This window comes from Thermoanaerobacter sp. YS13, from assembly GCF_000806225.2.
Taxonomy (GTDB): domain Bacteria; phylum Bacillota; class Thermoanaerobacteria; order Thermoanaerobacterales; family Thermoanaerobacteraceae; genus Thermoanaerobacter; species Thermoanaerobacter uzonensis.
In genome coordinates, this window is the sequence record NZ_JOOI01000002.1 from 270,223 (window position 1) to 290,446 (window position 20,224).

Annotated in this window: 12 protein-coding genes; all 12 read right to left on the bottom strand. The window is 34.8% G+C overall.

Going from position 1 to position 20,224, the window contains the following annotated elements:
• Position 1: 1 nt before the first annotated feature.
• Positions 2-1,033 (bottom strand): rod shape-determining protein, encoded by a 1,032-nt coding sequence (locus THYS13_RS09140; protein ID WP_042834246.1) that lies wholly within the window; start codon positions 1,031-1,033, stop codon positions 2-4.
• A gap of 131 nt (positions 1,034-1,164) precedes the next feature.
• Complete coding sequence (spoIIID, locus tag THYS13_RS09145) at positions 1,165-1,425, bottom strand: sporulation transcriptional regulator SpoIIID (protein WP_009051979.1); 261 nt, start codon at positions 1,423-1,425, stop codon at positions 1,165-1,167.
• 131 nt (positions 1,426-1,556) lie between these two features.
• Positions 1,557-2,393: a M23 family metallopeptidase gene (locus THYS13_RS09150; protein WP_042834247.1), complete on the bottom strand. Its 837-nt coding sequence runs from the start codon at positions 2,391-2,393 to the stop codon at positions 1,557-1,559.
• Positions 2,394-2,460: 67 nt separating this feature from the next.
• Positions 2,461-3,513, bottom strand: a complete 1,053-nt coding sequence (gene spoIID / locus THYS13_RS09155) for a stage II sporulation protein D (protein ID WP_042834248.1) — start codon at positions 3,511-3,513, stop codon at positions 2,461-2,463.
• Between the two features lie 125 nt (positions 3,514-3,638).
• Positions 3,639-5,126, bottom strand: coding sequence for an S-layer homology domain-containing protein (locus THYS13_RS09160; RefSeq protein ID WP_042834249.1), 1,488 nt, complete (start codon positions 5,124-5,126; stop codon positions 3,639-3,641).
• A gap of 22 nt (positions 5,127-5,148) precedes the next feature.
• Positions 5,149-7,725, bottom strand: coding sequence for an S-layer homology domain-containing protein (locus THYS13_RS09165; protein ID WP_042834250.1), 2,577 nt, complete (start codon positions 7,723-7,725; stop codon positions 5,149-5,151).
• Between the two features lie 12 nt (positions 7,726-7,737).
• The gene (locus tag THYS13_RS09170) at positions 7,738-13,032 is read right to left on the bottom strand and encodes an IPT/TIG domain-containing protein (RefSeq protein ID WP_042834251.1); all 5,295 of its coding nucleotides are present in this window, start codon (positions 13,030-13,032) and stop codon (positions 7,738-7,740) included.
• Between the two features lie 288 nt (positions 13,033-13,320).
• A complete protein-coding gene (locus THYS13_RS09175) occupies positions 13,321-15,024 on the bottom strand; it encodes a PEP/pyruvate-binding domain-containing protein (protein ID WP_042834252.1) in 1,704 nt (567 codons plus the stop codon).
• 121 nt (positions 15,025-15,145) lie between these two features.
• Positions 15,146-16,270 carry an alanine dehydrogenase gene (gene ald, locus THYS13_RS09180; RefSeq protein ID WP_042834253.1) on the bottom strand — a complete coding sequence of 375 codons (1,125 nt, stop codon included), beginning with the start codon at positions 16,268-16,270 and terminating at the stop codon, positions 15,146-15,148.
• Between the two features lie 126 nt (positions 16,271-16,396).
• Positions 16,397-16,759 (bottom strand): PqqD family protein, encoded by a 363-nt coding sequence (locus THYS13_RS09185; protein WP_042834254.1) that lies wholly within the window; start codon positions 16,757-16,759, stop codon positions 16,397-16,399.
• A 54-nt stretch (positions 16,760-16,813) separates the two neighbouring features.
• Positions 16,814-18,763, bottom strand: coding sequence for an OPT family oligopeptide transporter (locus tag THYS13_RS09190; protein ID WP_042834255.1), 1,950 nt, complete (start codon positions 18,761-18,763; stop codon positions 16,814-16,816).
• A 208-nt stretch (positions 18,764-18,971) separates the two neighbouring features.
• Positions 18,972-20,222, bottom strand: coding sequence for a UDP-N-acetylglucosamine 1-carboxyvinyltransferase (murA, locus tag THYS13_RS09195; protein ID WP_042834256.1), 1,251 nt, complete (start codon positions 20,220-20,222; stop codon positions 18,972-18,974).
• Positions 20,223-20,224: the final 2 nt, after the last annotated feature.

The following is a 20,224-nucleotide window of genomic DNA, read 5'->3' on the forward strand; positions in this document are numbered from 1 at the left end:
CTTATTTATCGATTTTGTATACATCAATTACAGTTTCTGATTTTTCTAATAATTCAAGAGAATCCAATGCTTTCCCTGTACCTAAAGCCACACAACTTATAGGGTCATTTGCAAGATATACAGGTGTATTCATCCTTTCCCTTAAAAGCCTGTCCATTCCTTTTAGCAACGCTCCGCCCCCCGTGAGTACTATCCCTTTGTCACTTATGTCCGCCGCTAATTCAGGAGGTGTTCTTTCTAATACACTGTGTACAGCTTCAACAATTTCTTCAAGAGGCTCTTTTAATGCTTCACATATTTCACTGGAAGTCACTTCTACATTTTGAGGCAAACCAGATATTAAGCTTCTCCCTTTTACTAGCATTTTCTCTTCTTTGCCATCAAAATAGGCAGTACCTATATTTATTTTTATTTCTTCTGCCATTCTTTCTCCTATTATGATGTGATACTTTTTCCTCATGTAACGGATAATTGCCCCATCAAAATTATCACCTGCTACTTTAATATTTTTAGACACCACTGAACTCCCCAAAGAAATTACAGCTATGTCAGTGGTGCCTCCCCCAATGTCTATAATCATATTTCCACTTGGCTGTGATATATCTAATCCTGCTCCTATGGCTGCTGCAATAGGTTCTTCGATGAGATAAGCTTTTCGCGCTCCTGCTTGTAATGCTGCATCAATGACAGCTCTTTTTTCTACCTGTGTTACGCCACTTGGAATACAAATCATTATTTTCGGTCTTAATAAAAACCTTCCCCCGCAGGATTTGTTTATAAAATACCGAAGCATTTTCTCTGTAATCTCATAGTCAGAAATTACTCCCGCCCTTAGAGGCTTTATAGCTAATATATTCCCTGGCGTCCTGCCTACCATTCTTTGTGCTTCTTCGCCAACTGCAAGAATTTTATTAGTAGTTCTATCAATTGCTACAACTGATGGTTCTTTTAAAACAATCCCTTCCCCTTTGATGTAGACCAGGACAGATGCCGTGCCAAGGTCAATTCCGATATCCTTAGAGATCGCAAACATCCAAACACACCTTTCTTATGTATTTCGACAAAAATGGCATCTATTTAAATTATCGACATCGATGCCGAAATGTTTAATTTATTATCAATTTATTAATTCGCTACAAATTTACAAAATCCTCTTTTATTTTCTTAAAATTTATTGTTCATTTTTTGATATTTTATTTTGGTGGCTTTTCCTCCTCTTATATGCCTTTCTGCTTTATTTTTACTCAGAATCTCTCTCACTTCTTTATATAATTCAAAATTTATATCAGGAAGCCTTTCTGTTACATCTTTGTGAACTGTGCTTTTGCTAACTCCAAAAACCTTTGCAGCTTCTCTTACCGTTGCTTTGTGTTCTATTATGTATTTTGATATTTCCAAAGTTCTTTCTTCTATGTAATCTTTCAAAACTAAAACCCCCTTTAAATTTTTCAAATCTCATTAATATGTATATGCCAAAACAAAGCCATTAGAATATTTATAAAAACAAAAAAGACTTGAATGCGGGAAATATTCAAGTCTTTCTTAAACAGGTATTTTTATTTAAAATAAGCTATTGGATCAACAGGTACTCCATTTTCTAAAAGTTCAAAATGTAAGTGGGGGCCTTCTCCAACTTCAAACTTTGCCGATGCTCCTATTTTCCCTATTTGCTGTCCTCTTGCTATTTTTTCTTGTTCCTTTACTAAAATCTCATCGTCTAAATTTGCATACCGCGTTTCCCATTTTCCATTTTTTATAACAACAGTATTCCCTAATTTTGGATCTTTGTATACTTTTGTCACAATTCCATCCATAGCTGACAATACAGGTTCTCCTAAGTTTGATCCAATATCTACACCTTTATGAGTTGTCCATTCTTGAAGAGTCTTTGAAAATACAAGCTTATCTTTGGCAAATTCTAATATTATGTCTCCATTTATAGGTTTCAGTAAAACTAATTTCGCAGAAGATAAATTATTATCCTTTTTTATAGTAGACGTATTAGTTGCCATAGCAGTTGTTATTTTATTGTTTGTTAAACTATCATTTTTCCCTGAACTTTTAACTTCGTCACTATTTTTTGTTACTGGTTGAAGATTTTCTTTTTTGTCAGATATGTTACTTTCTTCTTGTTGACTGATAACAGTTGTAGAATTATTTTGCTGTTCTTTTTTTCCCTGAGCTTGCGCTAGTTCTCTTTTATAACCCCAATCACTTTCAATAGCCGAATTAATTTCTTCTTGCTGTGCTTTTCTGAGTTCTTCTAATTTTTTTAAATTATTATTAGTAACATATATTGATGTAGCAGCTATCACTACTATAGATAAAAATAATACTATGTAAAAACCCCTTCTATCAAAAAATCTTATTAAATTTTCCCTGTTTATTCTCACATTTTTCACCTCCAAATGGTATTTTAACCACTAACTTAATTATTTATACAAAAAATACAGCACTTTATCAGTGCTGTATTTTTAATAAATTTTCGATTTTTACTATTTCTACTCCTGTATAATAGTATTTCAATATTTCATCAAATTTTTTACCCTGTTTTGCCAATGCATTTGCTCCATATTGACTCATTCCCACTCCGTGACCATAGCCTATGACAGTTATTACAATGTTATTTCCTTGTGCCTCAAAGCTAAAATTTGTAGAGTTTAGATTAAATACCTCCCTTATTTCTTCTCCGCTAAAGGTTATATTCCCTATTTTCAACGTTTTAACGTGCCCAGCTTGTGTTTTTTCTACATCTTTTACTTGATTTAAAATATTGCTACTATTCAACTTCAAAGAAGGCTCTTTTTGTTTTAATTTATTTATAAATTCCTCTTTTGATACCACAACAGTAGTTTTGTATTTTGATGCTACTTCTTCTCCAGGAGAAACAACACTTCTTAAATAGGGAATTTTGCTATGCCATACCTCCTCAGAATTTTCTGTTTTTCCTCCACTTATAGCATGATAAGCTGGCACAATTAAAGCATCATCGTAAACTAATACAAGCCCTTTTGTATCTTCTACTGCTTGAGATATTTTAGCATAGTATTTATCAAAATTTCCTCCCCACTTTTGCCTCAACTCATCCTCAGATTGCCATGCTTGGCAATGTTCCGAATCAGTACACACATCAGCCCCTGGATGCAATTCACAACCCCTACCTCCCAAAGCTATTTCTTTTGAGAGCGCATAAGTCCTCGCTGCAACAGCTTGGGCCTTTAAAGCTTCCATTTCAAATTCTGCAGGCATTTCTGCAGCAACTACTCCTTTTACATACTCTTCTAAATCCATTTTCCTGATTTTGTTTTGATTTGTTATAAAGACATTCACTGTATGGTACAAATTTGTATTACCTAAATTATCTAATTTTACTAGCTTTCCTCCATCAATAAGTTTGACCTCACTTAAAGATGTTGAGGAAGTTTTGTGAGAATTAAACCCAAAAACTATTATAGAAGGTAAAATTATTAAACTAAAAAATATAAAGAAAATTCCATAAAAGGCATATTTCATCTTCTACCTCCGAAACTTAACGTACTCAATAAAATATATGTTTTTATATACGCATTTATTCTATCTAATTAAGCCTTCTTGTCACTCCTACCTCTGTCTACAAAAAAAGGGATTTCTCCCTTATCTTAATTATGATAATTTAATATCCTCATTACATAATCAAAAGTAAGGTCGTTCATCATAAAGTTTATCATCCTCGATATCATTGAAGCAGCTTCTTCTCTAGTTACATAGCTATCAGGGTTAAACCGGCCGTATTCATCACCTGATAGAAGTCCTATCTCTCGTGCTACATAAATACTTCTTTTTGCCCACAATGGTATGGCGTAGTCATCTAAAAAACCGGTATTAAAATTCCCTAAAGGAGCAAGGTTCTCAAGCCCCAAAGCTCTTATAAATATCACTGCTGCTTGAGCACGAGTAAGAGATTTAGAAGGACTAAATTGATTTGGAGCAGTGCCTGAGATAAGCCCTGTATCACTAGCCGCTTTTATATATCCATAATTCGGATCAGTAGTAGATATATCAATAAAAGGTGAAATTTCTATAACATTTTTGTTTCTTGCTGAATAAAGTGTAGTTTTGGGCGGTTCATAAGGTTTTAAGCCAATTGCTTTTGATACTGCAACAGTAAAGTCTGAGCGCAATATGGGAAATTTAGGACCAAAGTATTCTGAGTCATTGGGAAATACTTCCATACTCATCAATTTTTTAATATCCTCTTTTCCCCATGTTCCGTTTATGTCTTTAACCTGCGGAACCACCAATCTATCTTCGAATGGCACGCCATCAAGTTTCAAACTTCCACTTCCTATGTTTCTTCCTATTTCATCGCCGTTATCATCTAGTTTTGGGAGGTTATAAGAGTAATCCATCATGTCACCGCTATTTCGCCTTAAAAGATATCCACCCCTAAAACTTATATATTGAGGGTCATTTTCCTCATATTCAATACTGGATTTATCAGTAAAAGATACAGTTACATGAGCCTCTCCAACCCATTTTTTTACTTCTCCATTTGACCCCATTGTGCTTTCGATTAAATAATTTATTTGATGTGTGTCAGCACTTCCGTATTTATGAATAAATCCTACTGTTTTATCATCTATAGTCACTTTTACAGTCCCTTTATTACCATTGACCCTGTATAATTTTACGCCTGAATAGTTACCAGCATAGTAAGTTACACCAGGGTTTATGCTTTTTACTTCAGAACCCGAGTATATATATCCATTATTTCTATCTAAAGTGTAAGTATTTCCCCCTATTTTTATGTTTTCAGTATATGTTTTAAGAGTAGTCTGACTAATCACTTGGTTGTATTCAGGTTTCTTTGTTTCTTGGGTAACAAAAGTAAGGGAACGCGTGAGTTTGTCTCCTGAATCGGCAGCAAGGTCATACCTATAGGTTGTTGTAGTAGTATCACCTCTTACAGATTGATTAATTTTAAGAACACCACTAAATATAATAGGTTGTCCCGTTATAAATACAACTTCTTTGTATTCTTGCTCATTGGCAATACCACCTTCAAAACCTGCATCATTGGCAAAAACCTGAATAGGAAAAGGAATCAAAAGAGTGAATATTATAAATAACCCTATAATTTTTTTCATTGCAATTCCCCCAATGTTTTTCTTACTTCACCGTTACAATAACAGCAAATGATCCATTCCTTATAATATAAAGTGAATCTCCCGGATTTATAGAACTTATATTTACTGCCTGTCCATTTTTAACTATTACTGCTTTTGACACATCTATTGTGTCAAGAGAGGTATTCAAATTCCAAACCCCATTTAATTCATTCCAGTCATTTACATTATTTAGAGTCAACTTGGTACCGTCAATAAATGCAACATCAGCAGTAGACACTCTTTCTTGCCCCGTGGAATTCATAATGTTTATCGCAATAGCATTGTCACCGTCAGAAACTACATATACATGGGCAGAATCATATTTAGATTTCCCGTATTTTACATCTAAAAGGTCTGTATATAGTATGACTTTTGAATCTTTATCTCTATTGTCAACTATATAAGTTTTATCTCCCACATAGAAAGTTTTTGTGCCTCCTACAATACTCCATTGATTATTTTGTATAGTATAATAACCATATGCTTGATATGACCAAGTTGTATATAAGTAATTGCCAACAGTGATAGAATTTGATGTTGCACCGTTTATAAAACCTTTTGCATAATAGTAATCTGGATATATGTTATCAATTATTGATATAAAATTAGCGTACAAACCTCTATCACTTTGAGAAAAAGACACATAAACTTGTTTTTGACCCGTAAGTGATAAATAGGGCACTTTCATTCCATTTTTTATAATAATTGTGCTGTCATTTACAGTTACTTTTCTCCCATCATTTAATGTAAGAATCATCGATTGAGTGTCAAAATTTGCAATGCCACTGTAATTCATTGTAAAATTTGGAGTTATGCATATAAAGGTAATCGAATTTGTCCCAAAGTGATTCTCAACTGCAGCATAAATTTGATTCCCTCTATAATTTTTAAGGTCTTCTTTGCTAATTTCAAAGCCATTGTAATATATTTTAGTACCATCTAAAGAATAATAAGCAAAATTATTTGCCCTTTGCCACGTACCTTGATAATACTTCTCCACATTGTTTATTGAAATAGAATTGTTAGAAGCCAGTAAACTTCCGAGATTTCCTCTTATGATATAGTAAACTTTGTGATATCCATTTTCTACTAACACCTTGATGGGTGCATTTGTATAAGGGTCATCAAAATACAAATTTACATAGTCTCCCTCTTTTATTGAAGACAAAGACACAATATTTCCATCTTTTATAACAGGTACATCATAAGCAATAGAGTAAAATTGTCCATTGTCTAATTTAATATTTATGCCATTATCTTGTTTCTCTATAGCTATTATGCTTCCCGTTACTTGCCTCGAACCTGTATCGATTTTCCCAGCTCCTAAGTCCTCATATTCAACATTTATAACATAGGCAGTATTACCATTAAGGTATACTGTAGCTATTTGACCATATCGTAAATCTTTTATAGAAGCAGGATAATCATTTATATAGATTTTTGTATTAGGGTTGTAAGAAAATACATACTCAAATCCTGATTCAGATGTAAGTGTTATATTAGAAGCAGATATGTCTTTTATCTCTCCGTACAAAGTACTCTGAATTACAGGTTCTTTTTCAGCAAATATCACATTTTGACCGCTTAGATAAAAATTCACATTATCCCCTTTTTCAATAGAATCAGAAAAAGAAGGAACACCACTGCTAATAGTCAAAAAATCTGAATTATGAACTATTCCTTTTGAGGAATAAGTTCCTTGAACCACAATATACTCATTTTGCCCTTTATTATTGAGAAGAACAAAAGCTTTCTTTACACTATTTTCCCCAGGATCCTTTTCGTAAAGTATATCCTGCACTGTAGCATTTAGTATTGAATAGCCCATTAGTTTATATCCCAAGTTAAAAGCTCTATTCAAAACTGATGCTATCTCTTCTCGGCTTATGCTGTTTTTAGGTCCAAATTTATTATTATCGTAACCTGTCATTATTCCACTTTTTAAAACTGCTTCAATATATGGCATATAATCGGCATTGAAACTTTTAGCATCAGAAAAGGCATAAACTTTTTGTAAATCCTTCCCATAAATTGGGGTGAGGTTCAATCCTTTTGCTATCCAATAGGCAACCTCTTCTCTTGTAGCATTTGCTGTAAAATCCAAAGTCATATCCTGTTTACTTAAAAGATTATTTTTCACCGCCACATCAATTATTCCCTGTGCCCAGGAATCTACTTTGGGACCTGATTGAGAAGAAGCATTATTTTGCCCAATCTGATTAGAATTAGCAGTAGAAGGGTTACTCCCTCCTACTGCAGTAGAGGAGGATATAGGCATCTTCTGTACTTGCTCTTCCAGTCCCATTAGTCTTATAAGATATGCAATTGCCTCTTCTCTTTTTAAATAGCTTTTAGGATAAAATTTTTGATTTCCTCCACCTCTAATAACCGAAAGAGCTGCCATTTTCATTATATCATTTTTAGCAAAGCTATTTTTTATATCTTTGAAGGACATACTGTAATAAATGCTTTGCGCATTCTCTGTACCATAATATACAGAAGAAGCTGAAGCATAAACATAAATACTATTCGAAATAAAGAGAATTATTGTAAGTAAAATTGTAAATATCTTTTTCAACCTTCTCACTCCTCAATAAATAACAGCTAACCTGCCTGGATAAGATATATCACCTGATATATTATTCAATGCATTGTCCACTATCATGTTTGATATACCAGTCCTTACTACTGTAAACCCAGTATCTGTACTAGTGCTGATCGATGAAGTTATATATAAAAGTTTTGAAAAATTTATATTTCTATTGCCAAGTCTATTTTTGTCAACATTTAACGTTACACTTACTTTATTGTAAAAATATGGATAACTACTTGTCCTATCGCCGTCAATTTTTTCATAACTTATGTCATAAATGTCAGATAATATCTTATAGCCTTTTGACATATTTCTTGATATTTCGTCATAAGTTTTATCCGATAACTTATTTATTGTTATTCTGTCATAATCTCCTGAGAGGTAGAGACTATTAAGGGTAAATTTTATATTAAATCCAGGCATTATAATCCATATAGTAGAAGTTTTACTTTTATATTTAGACGGTATATTTATAACCCATTTGCTTACATTTTTATATTGGTAACCTGTCAAATTAATTTTGTAAATAGCTGAATTTAAAACATCATCTCCTAATGTCATGACCAGAGAACCATTTGCTGTCGCATAAGTAGTATCATTTTCTACTCCTGTCACAGAAGCATCATATTTGCTGTTAGAAGAAGTATCAGTAGTAGCATAAGTGTACACAAAATCACTGGGGCCCAAATCATTTACAGCTCTCATAATAAAAGAGTAAGTAGTATTTGGCGAAAGATTTGTCACGTAATATTCCAATTTATCTGTTGCAGCGATGAATTTGTAATCTGCCGAATTAGCTGTCTTACCATAGATTTCATAGTATTTTGCTCCTTTTGCCTCTGACCAATGTAAATACAATGCATGGTCGTTACCGGCTATTGATTCAGCCCAAAAGCCTACCGGACTATCCGGTACAGTTTGCACATAGGTAAAACCTTGAGGTAAAACAGCATTCGCATAATCGGGATTTCTTACGATTACATCTACTTTTCCCTCTGCATGCCCTGGGGTTGTCACAACGATTGTGCTGTAATTTTTAACAATTACATTATAAGCTTCTGCATCTCCAAAAAACACTCTTGCACCCTGTCTAAAGTCATCACCTGTTATGGTTACTGTTTCTCCTCCTTTTGTAGACCCTGTATTAGGAGTAATAGAAGTTATCTTCGGATTGGACTCTGTAGCAATATACATAAACGCTTCCTTTAAAGTATAACTTCCTCCGTCATCAACATTAAACACCATCACATCCACAAGACGGTCTAAGTCTTTCTGCGGATCTGCAGCAGGAGTGATTACAGTAATAGTATCAGAGGTATTCGCAACTACTTTCGCTTCATAGGCATCGAAATACACTTTAACTTTTTCTCTAAAGTCTTGTCCTTTGATAGTTACATAAGTGCCCCCATTAATACTGCCTTTATTGGGAGTTATAGAGGTTATCAAAGGATGTGAGTTTGGAGATACATACTCTATTTTAAATACAGCAGTTCCTCCATCTGGATTTACCACCTTTAATTCCTTCATGCCTATTTTGTCCACTGGAGGAGCAGTAAATTTTATCATTGTACTGTCTATAACTTTTACATCCTGCACTAAAGCTCCATCAATATAAACAGAAGAACCCACTGTTATCAATTTGCCGTTATCATAGACAGAAACTGCAAAATCACTTCCTATGATAATACCATAAGTCCCTCCAGCCTTATCAAACTTTGGAGGTATAACTTCTTTAATCTGAGGTTTTGATTGAATATAGGTATATCCATTGTCAAGGTACCCAAGCCCTGCATCATAGTTTACAACAGTTACTCTCACTTTTCCAGGGGTGTTAGGAGGTGTAATGACTTTTAAAGTTCCATAATCAATATAAGTGACCTTCTCCGCTTTGACATTTCCAAAATATACTTCAGGACCTATTGGATTGCCGTTTTCATCTTTTAGTATATTTCCATTTTCGTCTTTGGAAATTCTGAAGTCTTGACCATATATGGTCACTTCTTGTCCTCCATAAGTAGAGCCACTATTAGGTTCTATCTTTGTAATAACAGGCTGGCTGTTGGGCACAACATATGTAAACCCGCTTTCCCCTTCATGAAGTCCATAAGTGTAATTACCGCCATCATAGTTTACAACAGTTACATAAGTTTTACCTGGAGCTCCTGGAGGAGTAGTAGCGGTTATCGTCTTTCCATCAGGACTTACGCTTACATTTGTTGCTTTGTTGCCTCCTATAAATACCTCTGCCCCCCTTCTAAAATCGCTACCTTCAATCAAGATAGAAGTGCCACCCTTTACTGTACCAAAGTTTGGGTATACAGAAGTTATTATTGGATTACTTTCTGGTACAAGGAAATGGAACTTTTCGGGAGCCACAGCTTGAGCAGTATCAGGATTTACAACTTTTATATCGTAAAGACCAGAATACTTCATGTCGGGTATTATTCCTGTAATTGTTGTGTCATTTATTACATACACATCTTCAAGAACAGTATCTCCTATATAAGCTTTTGCTCCTTCGCTATCCCCAACTTTCAGTGAAAAGTCGCTTCCAAAAATGTACACAAGTGTCCCTTTGCCACCGTAATTAGGAACAACTTTAGTTATCTGGGGCTTTGTTTCAATCAAAAGATATTCAAATCCATCTACTAATGTCGCTGTACCGCCGTCAGAAGGATTTACAACTTGAACAATTTTTTTGCCCAATGTCCCCGGTGGCGTAGTCGCATCTATTTCAGTATTGCCACCTAAGACTTTTGTGACGGTTGCCTGTACTCCATCTATTGTAACTATGCTTCCCTTTTCAAAGTTGCTTCCCATGATTTTGATAGGTGTGCCACCTTTTGTAGGACCTTTACTAGGGTCAACGGAGGTAATAGTCGGATTCTTTTGAGTATCTTTTATCTCAAAAGCATTTTGCAAAGTCACACTTCCGCCTACAGTACCATTTATGCCATCGTAATTTTGAATTGTCACGTCTTGCCATCCAACTGTATAAGGTACTTGTGTTTCAGGTACTATAGCTTTAATCTTTATACCTATGTTAAGTTTCTTTCCATCTATTATATTGCCATCTTTGTCTTCAACAGAAATTACTTTTAATTGAATATTTCCAATTCTTACATCAGGATATTTAGCCATATACACCCCATCTATGACTGTCTGCCCTACATAAAAATCACTACCTGTTATTGTAATAAAGTTACCACCATATTTTGAACCAAAATTTGTAAAAATATTGCTTATAGAAGGAGCAGTATAGTAATAATAGCCTTTTGGGTAAATTGCAAAGCCTCTATTGGCATCCGCATCCTTATTTACAACTTTTACGTCTACATAACCCAAAGCAGTAGATGGTGGCGAAATAACTGTAAGCACTGACTTATTGTCTCCACCAGTTGTTAAATCTTTAACAGTGGCTAATTTATCCCCAAAGTATACTTGTACACCAGGCCTTATATCAAATCCCTGAATAATCACTGTATCTCCACCGGCACGGCTTCCCGAACCAGGTGATATGCTTAAAATTTGGGGATTTGAAGGCAATGGATTGTAAGTAAATTTTGTAGGTGGAGAGCTCTGTTCAGAGTACTGCATAACTACATTTCCATTAACATCTTTTATAGTCGTTTCCACTGTAACAACCACATCTACTGGCATATCTTGTCCAGGGGGATTAAGTGTCACACTAGGAGACAACACATTCAAAGTTTGTTGTCCTGTTCCAGGATTGAATATGCTTTTTATCTGGGCTTTGTTACCGCCAAAAGTGACATAAAGTTTTCTTTCTCTGGAACCTACCACTAAATTTCCTGTTGCAGGGTCTTTGTAAGTGTAATTTGTATTGGTATAAGTTATCTCTGTGTTGTCAGAATTAGCAGTGTAAATGGACGGGTCATCGCTTCTTTGAAAATTAAATCCCCATAGTGTTACATCTGTGTTTCCGTTTTCATATCCGTGGTCGGGATTCATATCAACAACTACCATAGTATCTTCAACAGCAAGGTAGAAAAATCCATTTTGTTTGGTTACAGTATACCCTGTAATAGGGTCAACTAAACTCACATCCACAGGACCGGACTTACTGTAAGGAGGCGTAGTAACTTGTATAGCACGCTGATTTGCTGTAAGACCAGGCAAAGTGATGCTTTGTACACTTTTTGCTACAACCCCACCGAATTTTACTATTAAATCTTCTCTCAAATTTTGTCCTACAATTATAACTTTTGTTCCTCCTGATACAGAACCTGCATTTGGAGTAATATTATCTATGGTAATTACAGCAGGTGTAGGTATTATTTTTAAAGCATCAACTAAAGTAGCAGTAGAACCGTCAGCTGCGACAATATCAATATTTTGATACTCAAGTGTCGTATCTTTAGGAGCAGGAACCTTTACAGTCATTTCAGTATCGCTTACTATATTTACATCTGAAGAATTTACAAGATTCGCTCCTACATACACTTTAAATCCGCTACCAAGAGTGGAAAAACCATGACCATATATAGTAATTGTATCTCCTACAATGACAGTATACTGAGATAATCCTGTTATGTCTTGATTTACAGCATAAATATTCGTTTGCACTGTATTAGAACGCCCACGGTATATATTTGTGACATTTACAGTGTATAAAGTTGTAGGGTCTATGTTAATGTTTTGAGGAATAGTCGTAATAAGCACAGAACCGCTTTGCGAAACAACTGAAGCTGTTTCTCCGTTGATCTGAGCTAATCCTATGTCATTTAAATAACTTCCTTCCATTCTTATATATGACTTTGTAGTTCTGCTTATAATATTGCCATTGGAATCTTTGACAAGTGTAATAAAGTTATCAAGAGCTACTTTTGAAATATATGGGTTATTTATATATGTAAAGCCATTAAATATAGCTGCACTCTGTCCGTCACTTCGCTGAACTATTATAGTATAAGGAGTATCTGGGCTAAGACCAATTTTAGACGCTGGGGGAACTTTTGCATAAATTGTATTTTCATTTGCACTTAGTATTGTGAGCTTATTGGAATCTATGGGTGAATCAATGTAAACTGCACTGACAGAAGAGACTACATTGCCATTTGTGTCGTATGTAACAAAACCGCTTCCTGTAATTTTTATGTCAGTGTATTGGTCAACAGGACCTTTAGCAGGAGATGCCATTGTCCCATCTAATCTCAAAGAAGCTACCGATGTTATATTTGGAGAATATGCTCCATATGCTTTCGACATATTTCCCGGGAAAAGTGACAATATCATGCTTACAGCAATAACCAATGACAAAAATCTCTTCATTCGACATGCTCCTCTCAGATTTATGAATAAATGGTAAAATGTTCTATGTGAAACAATTCTCAAAACACTATTCCAATCTTATTTATCGGCATTTTAAAGGCTAAACTTTAGCAAAAACAAAAAAAACAGCTGCTTTAAAGCAGCCTACATTGGGTTGGGGGTGCAGAATATATTAAATTTTATGGGGAAAAGGGGAATCATTCTTACAGTTTAAATTATATTACATTATTTTGGTACTTTAAATAGGACTTAAGTCTCATTTTTTGTTATTTTTATACATAAATCGACTCATTTTTCATGAGAAATAACATACCCTATCATTTTGTCTCCATCTAAATAAGCATCAAATCGTCCTTCGAATATTTTGACAGCCGTGTCAATATATGTCCCCCTTTTAAACCATTCTTCATTGAAAATATTATTTTCATAACCATCAAACACCGGCATGTATAAAATGTTATCAATATCTAAATCAGCAAAAAAGTGAGTTCCATAAGAAAGCTCTGGCATAAAATCGCCATTTTTTATTCCAATTTCTACAATCATAGCAGCATTAGATATTTCGTTGTATATAACAGGTACCCCTAAATAGGGATTAGAGGAACCCCATCTTCCCGGACCTACAAGAATGTATCTATCTCCTATACTTTTATTGAGTCTTCCTATTATTCTTGCAATTTCGTGTTTATCTTTATATTGGCTATAAACTTCATGGTCTACGTATACTATATATTTTACGTTTTTCAAGATGCCGTTTGTAAGCATTCTATCCCCTTTCAACAAGACACATTTTTTTTCAATATCTTTAGGAATGTGGACCTTCCTGAAACTCTCATAAGAGCTCAATGGTCGTGTTTGGAGAAGATAAAATTCGCCTTTTTTTAAGTCATAAGTGAATTCAATGTCAACTGCCATTCCCATTTCTTCCTCAAAATATTTAAACAAATTAGAGATTATGTTAAAAAATCCTCTGTGTCTCCTCGGAAAGTTTTCGAAAGTAAAAATATATTTGTTTAAAACATCATTGCTGTTATTCAGTACATTGATATCAAAAATAGCATTTTCTCTTTTTGAGTATATTTGGGCAATATCACCTATTTTATCGTGATATGTTAAAAATTGCGGTGCTTCATTTATGTTGTAGGTCTCAACTTCCCCTGTAATTAAATTTAGCACATCAAAAGCTTCCTGGGAATTTTTGGCTATTTCTTTTGGATTATTTCCTTCGGGCCTTAGTCTCAAATTAGTAAGAGAAAAAATTCTCGCATATCCTCTACCTGTACACTTTGTCCCTAAGCCAAAAACTAATCTCACAACCCCATCTTCTATTTTAATTCTGTCAGTCCACCGCCTGTAGTTTCGAGAGAAGCCTACTCCAGAAACCTCTGGATAAAAATATACTCCCTTTTGGGCTCCTATTAGTTGTTGCACAATTACCCCCATTAATTCTTTTTGATCAGGAGCATGTTTTCTCCTATATGCGACGGCATCTGGGCCATATACGCTTACATAAATCTCTTTGATAGCTTTTTCTAATTGTTTAAGCCTTTCTCTATCTGTACCTTTGTTAGGAATAAAAGTGGTATAATACTTACCAGCGAAAGAATATTTTGCATTATCTTCTAGTAAAGAGGAAGACCTTACAGCTAAAGGATAATACATTTTATTTAAAATCTCTATCAGTACTTTTATATATTCTGGGGGAAATTTAGCTTCTCTAAATCTCATTTCTACTTCCTCATAAGGAGTATCTTCCGTTATATCATTCAAATTATTATAATCTAAAAACATTTGATAATAATCAGTAGCTATAAAAAAACTTTCAGGTATTTTTACACTCTGTTTAAAAACATCGTTATATTTTTCTAATACTTCTTCTGCAAAACAAAGTCCTGAAGCTTTCCCTCCAATATTTTCTTTACCAAAAATTCTGTTTTCGTTTTTTCTTCTTAAACGCGGATTGTAATTTTTATATAATAAAGTTTCAGACATTTTTCCACCGCCTATTGAGATTTTAACTTTACAAAAATTATAACATGAGATTTTTTAGTAAACAACAAAAAACCTCCCACAAATTTCTTTGTGAGAGGTAGATATTTTCATTTAGAAAATTTTACTCTTTATCTAAAGCTTCAACAGGATCAACATACTCTACACCTTGCGCTTCTGCAACAGGTTTATAGGTTACCATTCCTTTGTAGACATTGAGTCCTTTCAGCAGCGCTTTATTCTCAAGTAAAGCTTTCTTATATCCTTTATTTGCTATCTCCAAGGCATAGGGCAAAGTTACATTAGTTAAGGCAAAAGTAGAAGTCCTTGGCACTGCCCCCGGAATGTTTGGCACGGAATAATGTACTACTCCATGTTTTATAAAGTATGGATCTTTGTGGGAAGTTGTTCTATCACAGGTCTCTATACAACCACCTTGGTCTATTGCAACATCAACTATTACTGCCCCTTTTTTCATTGTCTTTACCATTTCCTCTGTCACAAGCTTTGGTGCCTTTGCTCCAGGTATCAAAACTGCTCCTATCAACAAGTCAGCTTTTTTTACACTCTGAGCAATATTAAAACTATTTGACATCAAAGTTGTAACTCGTCCGCTAAATATATCATCAAGATAAGCAAGTCTTGCTGGATTTACATCCAATATTGTAACTCTTGCTCCCATCCCCATAGCTACCTTTGCTGCATTTGTACCTACTGTTCCTCCACCTATTATTACTACTTCTGCTGGCTCTACTCCTGGGACTCCTCCCATTACAATTCCTCTTCCTTCATTTATGTTGGTGAGAAGATAAGCTCCTATTGTCACCGACATCCTTCCAGCTACTTCGCTCATGGGAGTCAAAAGAGGAAGAGCTCCATTATCTAATTGTACTGTTTCATAAGCAATTCCTACTACTTTTTTCTTTAACAAGGCTTGTGTTTGTTGTTTATCAGGTGCTAAATGAAGATAAGTAAAAAGAAGCTGTCCTTCTTTGAAATAGTCGTATTCGCTTGGCTGTGGTTCTTTTACTTTCATTATCATATCTGCTACATCAAATACTTCTTTTGCAGTAGAAAGTATTTTAGCGCCAGCTTTTACATATTCATCATCTGTTATGCCACTTCCTATTCCTGCATCTTTTTCAATGTATACTTCATGACCATTTTTGACAAATGCCTCTACTCCCGCAGGAGTAATAGCCACACGAGCCTCTGCAGTTTTTACCTCTTTGGGAACACCAATTTTCATATTCTATCTCCCCTTTATCAATCTTTTGCCAAAACCTTTTCAATATATTAATTCTACAAAAATACTAAAAATCCTTCAACAAAAAATAGAAATCATAAAAATTTTTAAGTAAACAACATGCTCTTTTTATTTAGAATGTCCCCTCTTTGAAAAATATATCCACCCTCTTCTGTTAAGATATCTTACAAACATTATCAACCTTTCATAAAGAGGCTCAGCTTTATCTCCAAATTTTTCTTTTAGCTTTTGCCCTATTTCATAAACATTCCTCTCACCATCTATTAAATTCCATACAGCACTTCCTATTTCATCTAACTCTAAAGTACTGGTCTCTGGCCTTTTAACAAAAAGTCTCACTGCTTTTTCAATCAATCTGTCATGATGAAATATAAACACAACTTTTCCTTTTCTATTTTCCCATTCTACTTTATCACTACGATGAGGTACATAAAGCAAGAAATTGTCGTTCTTTTTACTTTTGCTTTTCATCTCTTCCACCCTTTACAATCAACACTCCCAACTTTAGATGGGAGTGTTGATTTTTTAAGCCTCTTCTTTATCATTCTTACAAGTGTATAAATATAAGAACAATCCAACTAATAAGAACATTATTAATGAAAACCATGGTGCAAAGGATGAGGTATTTGTAATCCAATCAGAAGCAAAACCTATATTTATCTTTAAAGCCACAAAAGCAGCAATAATAAGTCCCATTAAGGCATCTCCAGCAACAAGCCCTGAGGCAATGAGAATACCTTTTTCCACTTTTTCTTTTTGTAATTTTTCATTTTTCCTGTAACGTTGATCAACTATCCATCTTATTATACCACCAACTGCAATAGCGGCACTTAATTCAAAAGGCAAATAAAGCCCCAGTGCAAATGGAAGGACGGGAACGTGCATCATCTCCGCCATTATTCCCATAAAAACACCCGCTATTATAAAGGTCCACGGTAGGTCACCTGTCATAATGCCTTTTACAACCATTGACATAATAGTAGCTTGAGGTGCTGGAATATCTTTAGAGCCAAAGCCGTAAGCATTATTTAAAAGTATTAAAACTAATCCAGCAAATACTGATGCAGCTATTATACCAACATAGGTAAATATTTCAATATATTTGGGAGTTCCACCTATAATAAAAGTGGTCTTCAGAGATTGTGCATTTGCTCCAGCTATAGCAGAAGCAACACATACTATACCCCCAATGGTAATAGCTATTACCATCCCTTCGTTTCCGACAACCCCAATAATCTTCAAAACAGATGTTACAATGAGTAATGTAGCTATTGTCATACCAGATACAGGATTGTTAGAAACTCCCACCAGCCCTGTAATTCTTGCTGATACAACTGCAAAGAAGAAGGCAAACAATATTGCTAACAAACTTCCTAATGCAGTAACACCAAGAGAAGGTGTTAACCACGCTACAAAAAATACAAAGGCTGCTCCAAATATTACCCACATTAAGGAAACATCAATATCTGTCCTTTTAACCTCTTTACCTTTCATCCCTATTCCTACTATTGATTCTCTAAAAGCTTTTATAATAGTAGGAAGAGCTTTTATTAAACTTATAAACCCTCCTGCTAAAACGCCACCTGCACCTATATATCGAACATATTTACTCCATATTGCACCTGCAGACATATCTTTAATAAGGTCCGCAGCAGGGTATACTGGGGTAGTAAGTCCTGCACCAAAGAATTTTATAAGAGGTATTAACCCCAACCAAGCAAGAACACTACCAGCCAACATGTAAAGTGCCACATCCAAACCAACAATAAAGCCAACACCCATTAAAGAAGCAAGGACATTTACACCTACTTCCGTACTTTCAAACCTCTTTATAACCCAAGAAGGGTTTTCCGACCACATCCCAAATCCACCAGATAAAAGTTTATAAATTCCACCTACTAACATGCCTGATAAAACTGTCATAAAGCCCGTTCCGCCCTGATTGCTGGTCACAAGTACTTCAGCAGCAGCCATACCTTCAGGGTAGATAAGTTTGCCATGTTCTTCAACTGTCAAATATCTTCTTAAAGGAATTACAAATAAAGCCCCTAAAAGTCCACCTATTAAAACAACAAAAACAATTCTAATTAAAGTAAATTGGTCCTTGAATCCCCACAAAATAATAGCAGGGAGAGTAAATATGATGCCGCCTGCCAGGCTTTCACCTGTTGCAGCAATAGCCATCACCAAGTTTGACTCTAATATGCTATCTCGCTTAAAAATACCTTTTAGTAAAGCCGTTGCTAATACTGCAGCCGGGATAGCAGCACTAATTGTCATACCAGCTTTTAAACCTAAGTAAGTATTTGCAGCAGCAAAAAGTATAGCAAATAAGCTACCAATTATAACTGCCACAGCTGTAAGTTCTGGAAGTGCTTTATCTGCCGGTATAAATGGAATATATTCACTCCCATGCACTCCACCGTAAGCATCATGAGTCAATTTTCTCTTTTCTGAACCTTGTGTTTTCGCCATTTTAACCCTCCTATTCACAATGATTTTGAATAAAATTTAACAAATTTTGTCCTTTTATGTCATCCCCCCTTTATTTGTGTCTAATTAAACATTTACATTTAAAACTATACACAATTTATACTACACTATATTATTCTTCAAAATATAAAAAAATCCTTCTATTTCTTAAAAATTTTTTGTATACAAAAAAGGCGCCAATATGACGCCTCTATTTCCTATATATTATTGCTCCAAGATTTTTTAACTTTTCTTCCATTTTTACATAACCTCTGTCAATATGATAAATATCATTTATTTCAGTTTTAGCTTCTGCAATAAGTCCAGCCAATACTAAGGCTGCTCCCGCTCTTAAATCCGTTGCTTTAACTTCTGCACCTGTCAAATGATCTACTCCTGTAACAACAGCACTTCTTCCTTCTATCTTTATATTTGCCCCCATACGCTTTAGCTCATCCACATGCATAAATCTATTTTCAAAAACTGTTTCTATTATAACGCTTGTCCCTTTTGCCACTGTCATCATAGCCATCATTTGAGCTTGCATATCTGTAGGAAAGCCTGGATAAGGAAGAGTTTTTATGTCTACTGCTTTATAATTTTTGATCCCTTTGACTCGTAGTCCTTTAAGTTCTTCTGTTATCTTAATTCCGCATTCTGTTAATTTCGCAATTATAGACCTGACGTGATCCACTATGACATTTTCTATAAGAATATTTCCTCCAGTCATTGCAGCTGCTACCATAAAGGTCCCCGCTTCAATTCTATCTGGTATGACAGTATGCTCAGCCCCTTTTAGCTCTTTCACTCCTTCAATTCTTATTGTATCTGTACCGGCACCCTTAATATTCGCTCCCATCTTGTTGAGAAAATTGGCAAGGTCAACAATTTCTGGCTCTTCCGCAGCATTTTCTATTATAGTAACTCCTTCTGCAAAAACTGCCGCCATCATGATGTTTTCTGTAGCTCCAACACTTGGAAAATCTAAATAAATTTTTTTGCCTGTCAATTTTTTAGCTCGTGCTTCTACATAACCATGTCCTATAGTAATATCTGCTCCCAAAGTTTGAAATCCTTTCAAATGCAAATCTATTGGGCGAGAACCAATAGCACACCCACCTGGCATAGAAATTTTAGCATGCCCAAGCCTAGCAAGTATAGGTCCCATCACCAAAAACGATGCTCTCATTTTTTTGACCAAATCATAGGGGGCCTCTATATCTTTAATATCTACTTTTACTTTTAATTTCTCATTCTCAAAGTCACATATAGCACCAAAATGCTTAATTAACTCTATCATGACATTAACATCTTCTAAAGTAGGTATGTCATCTAGCACTATTTCTCCTGATGATAATAAAGAAGCGGCAATTATAGGTAATACAGAATTTTTAGCTCCACTTATTTTTACACTTCCTTTAAGGGGGGGACTTTTTTCAACAATAAACTTCGTTTTTATCACCC

Bases quoted from the DNA above. Each gene is read 5' to 3' on its own strand.
- THYS13_RS09185 (WP_042834254.1), bottom strand. From the start codon at position 16,759: ATGAAAAGCAAAAGTAAAAAGAACGACAATTTCTTGCTTTATGTACCT.
- THYS13_RS09175 (WP_042834252.1), bottom strand. From the start codon at position 15,024: ATGTCTGAAACTTTATTATATAAAAATTACAATCCGCGTTTAAGAAGA.
- THYS13_RS09190 (WP_042834255.1), bottom strand. From the start codon at position 18,763: ATGGCGAAAACACAAGGTTCAGAAAAGAGAAAATTGACTCATGATGCT.
- ald (WP_042834253.1), bottom strand. From the start codon at position 16,270: ATGAAAATTGGTGTTCCCAAAGAGGTAAAAACTGCAGAGGCTCGTGTG.
- THYS13_RS09160 (WP_042834249.1), bottom strand. From the start codon at position 5,126: ATGAAAAAAATTATAGGGTTATTTATAATATTCACTCTTTTGATTCCT.
- spoIID (WP_042834248.1), bottom strand. From the start codon at position 3,513: ATGAAATATGCCTTTTATGGAATTTTCTTTATATTTTTTAGTTTAATA.
- THYS13_RS09170 (WP_042834251.1), bottom strand. From the start codon at position 13,032: ATGAAGAGATTTTTGTCATTGGTTATTGCTGTAAGCATGATATTGTCA.
- THYS13_RS09140 (WP_042834246.1), bottom strand. From the start codon at position 1,033: ATGTTTGCGATCTCTAAGGATATCGGAATTGACCTTGGCACGGCATCT.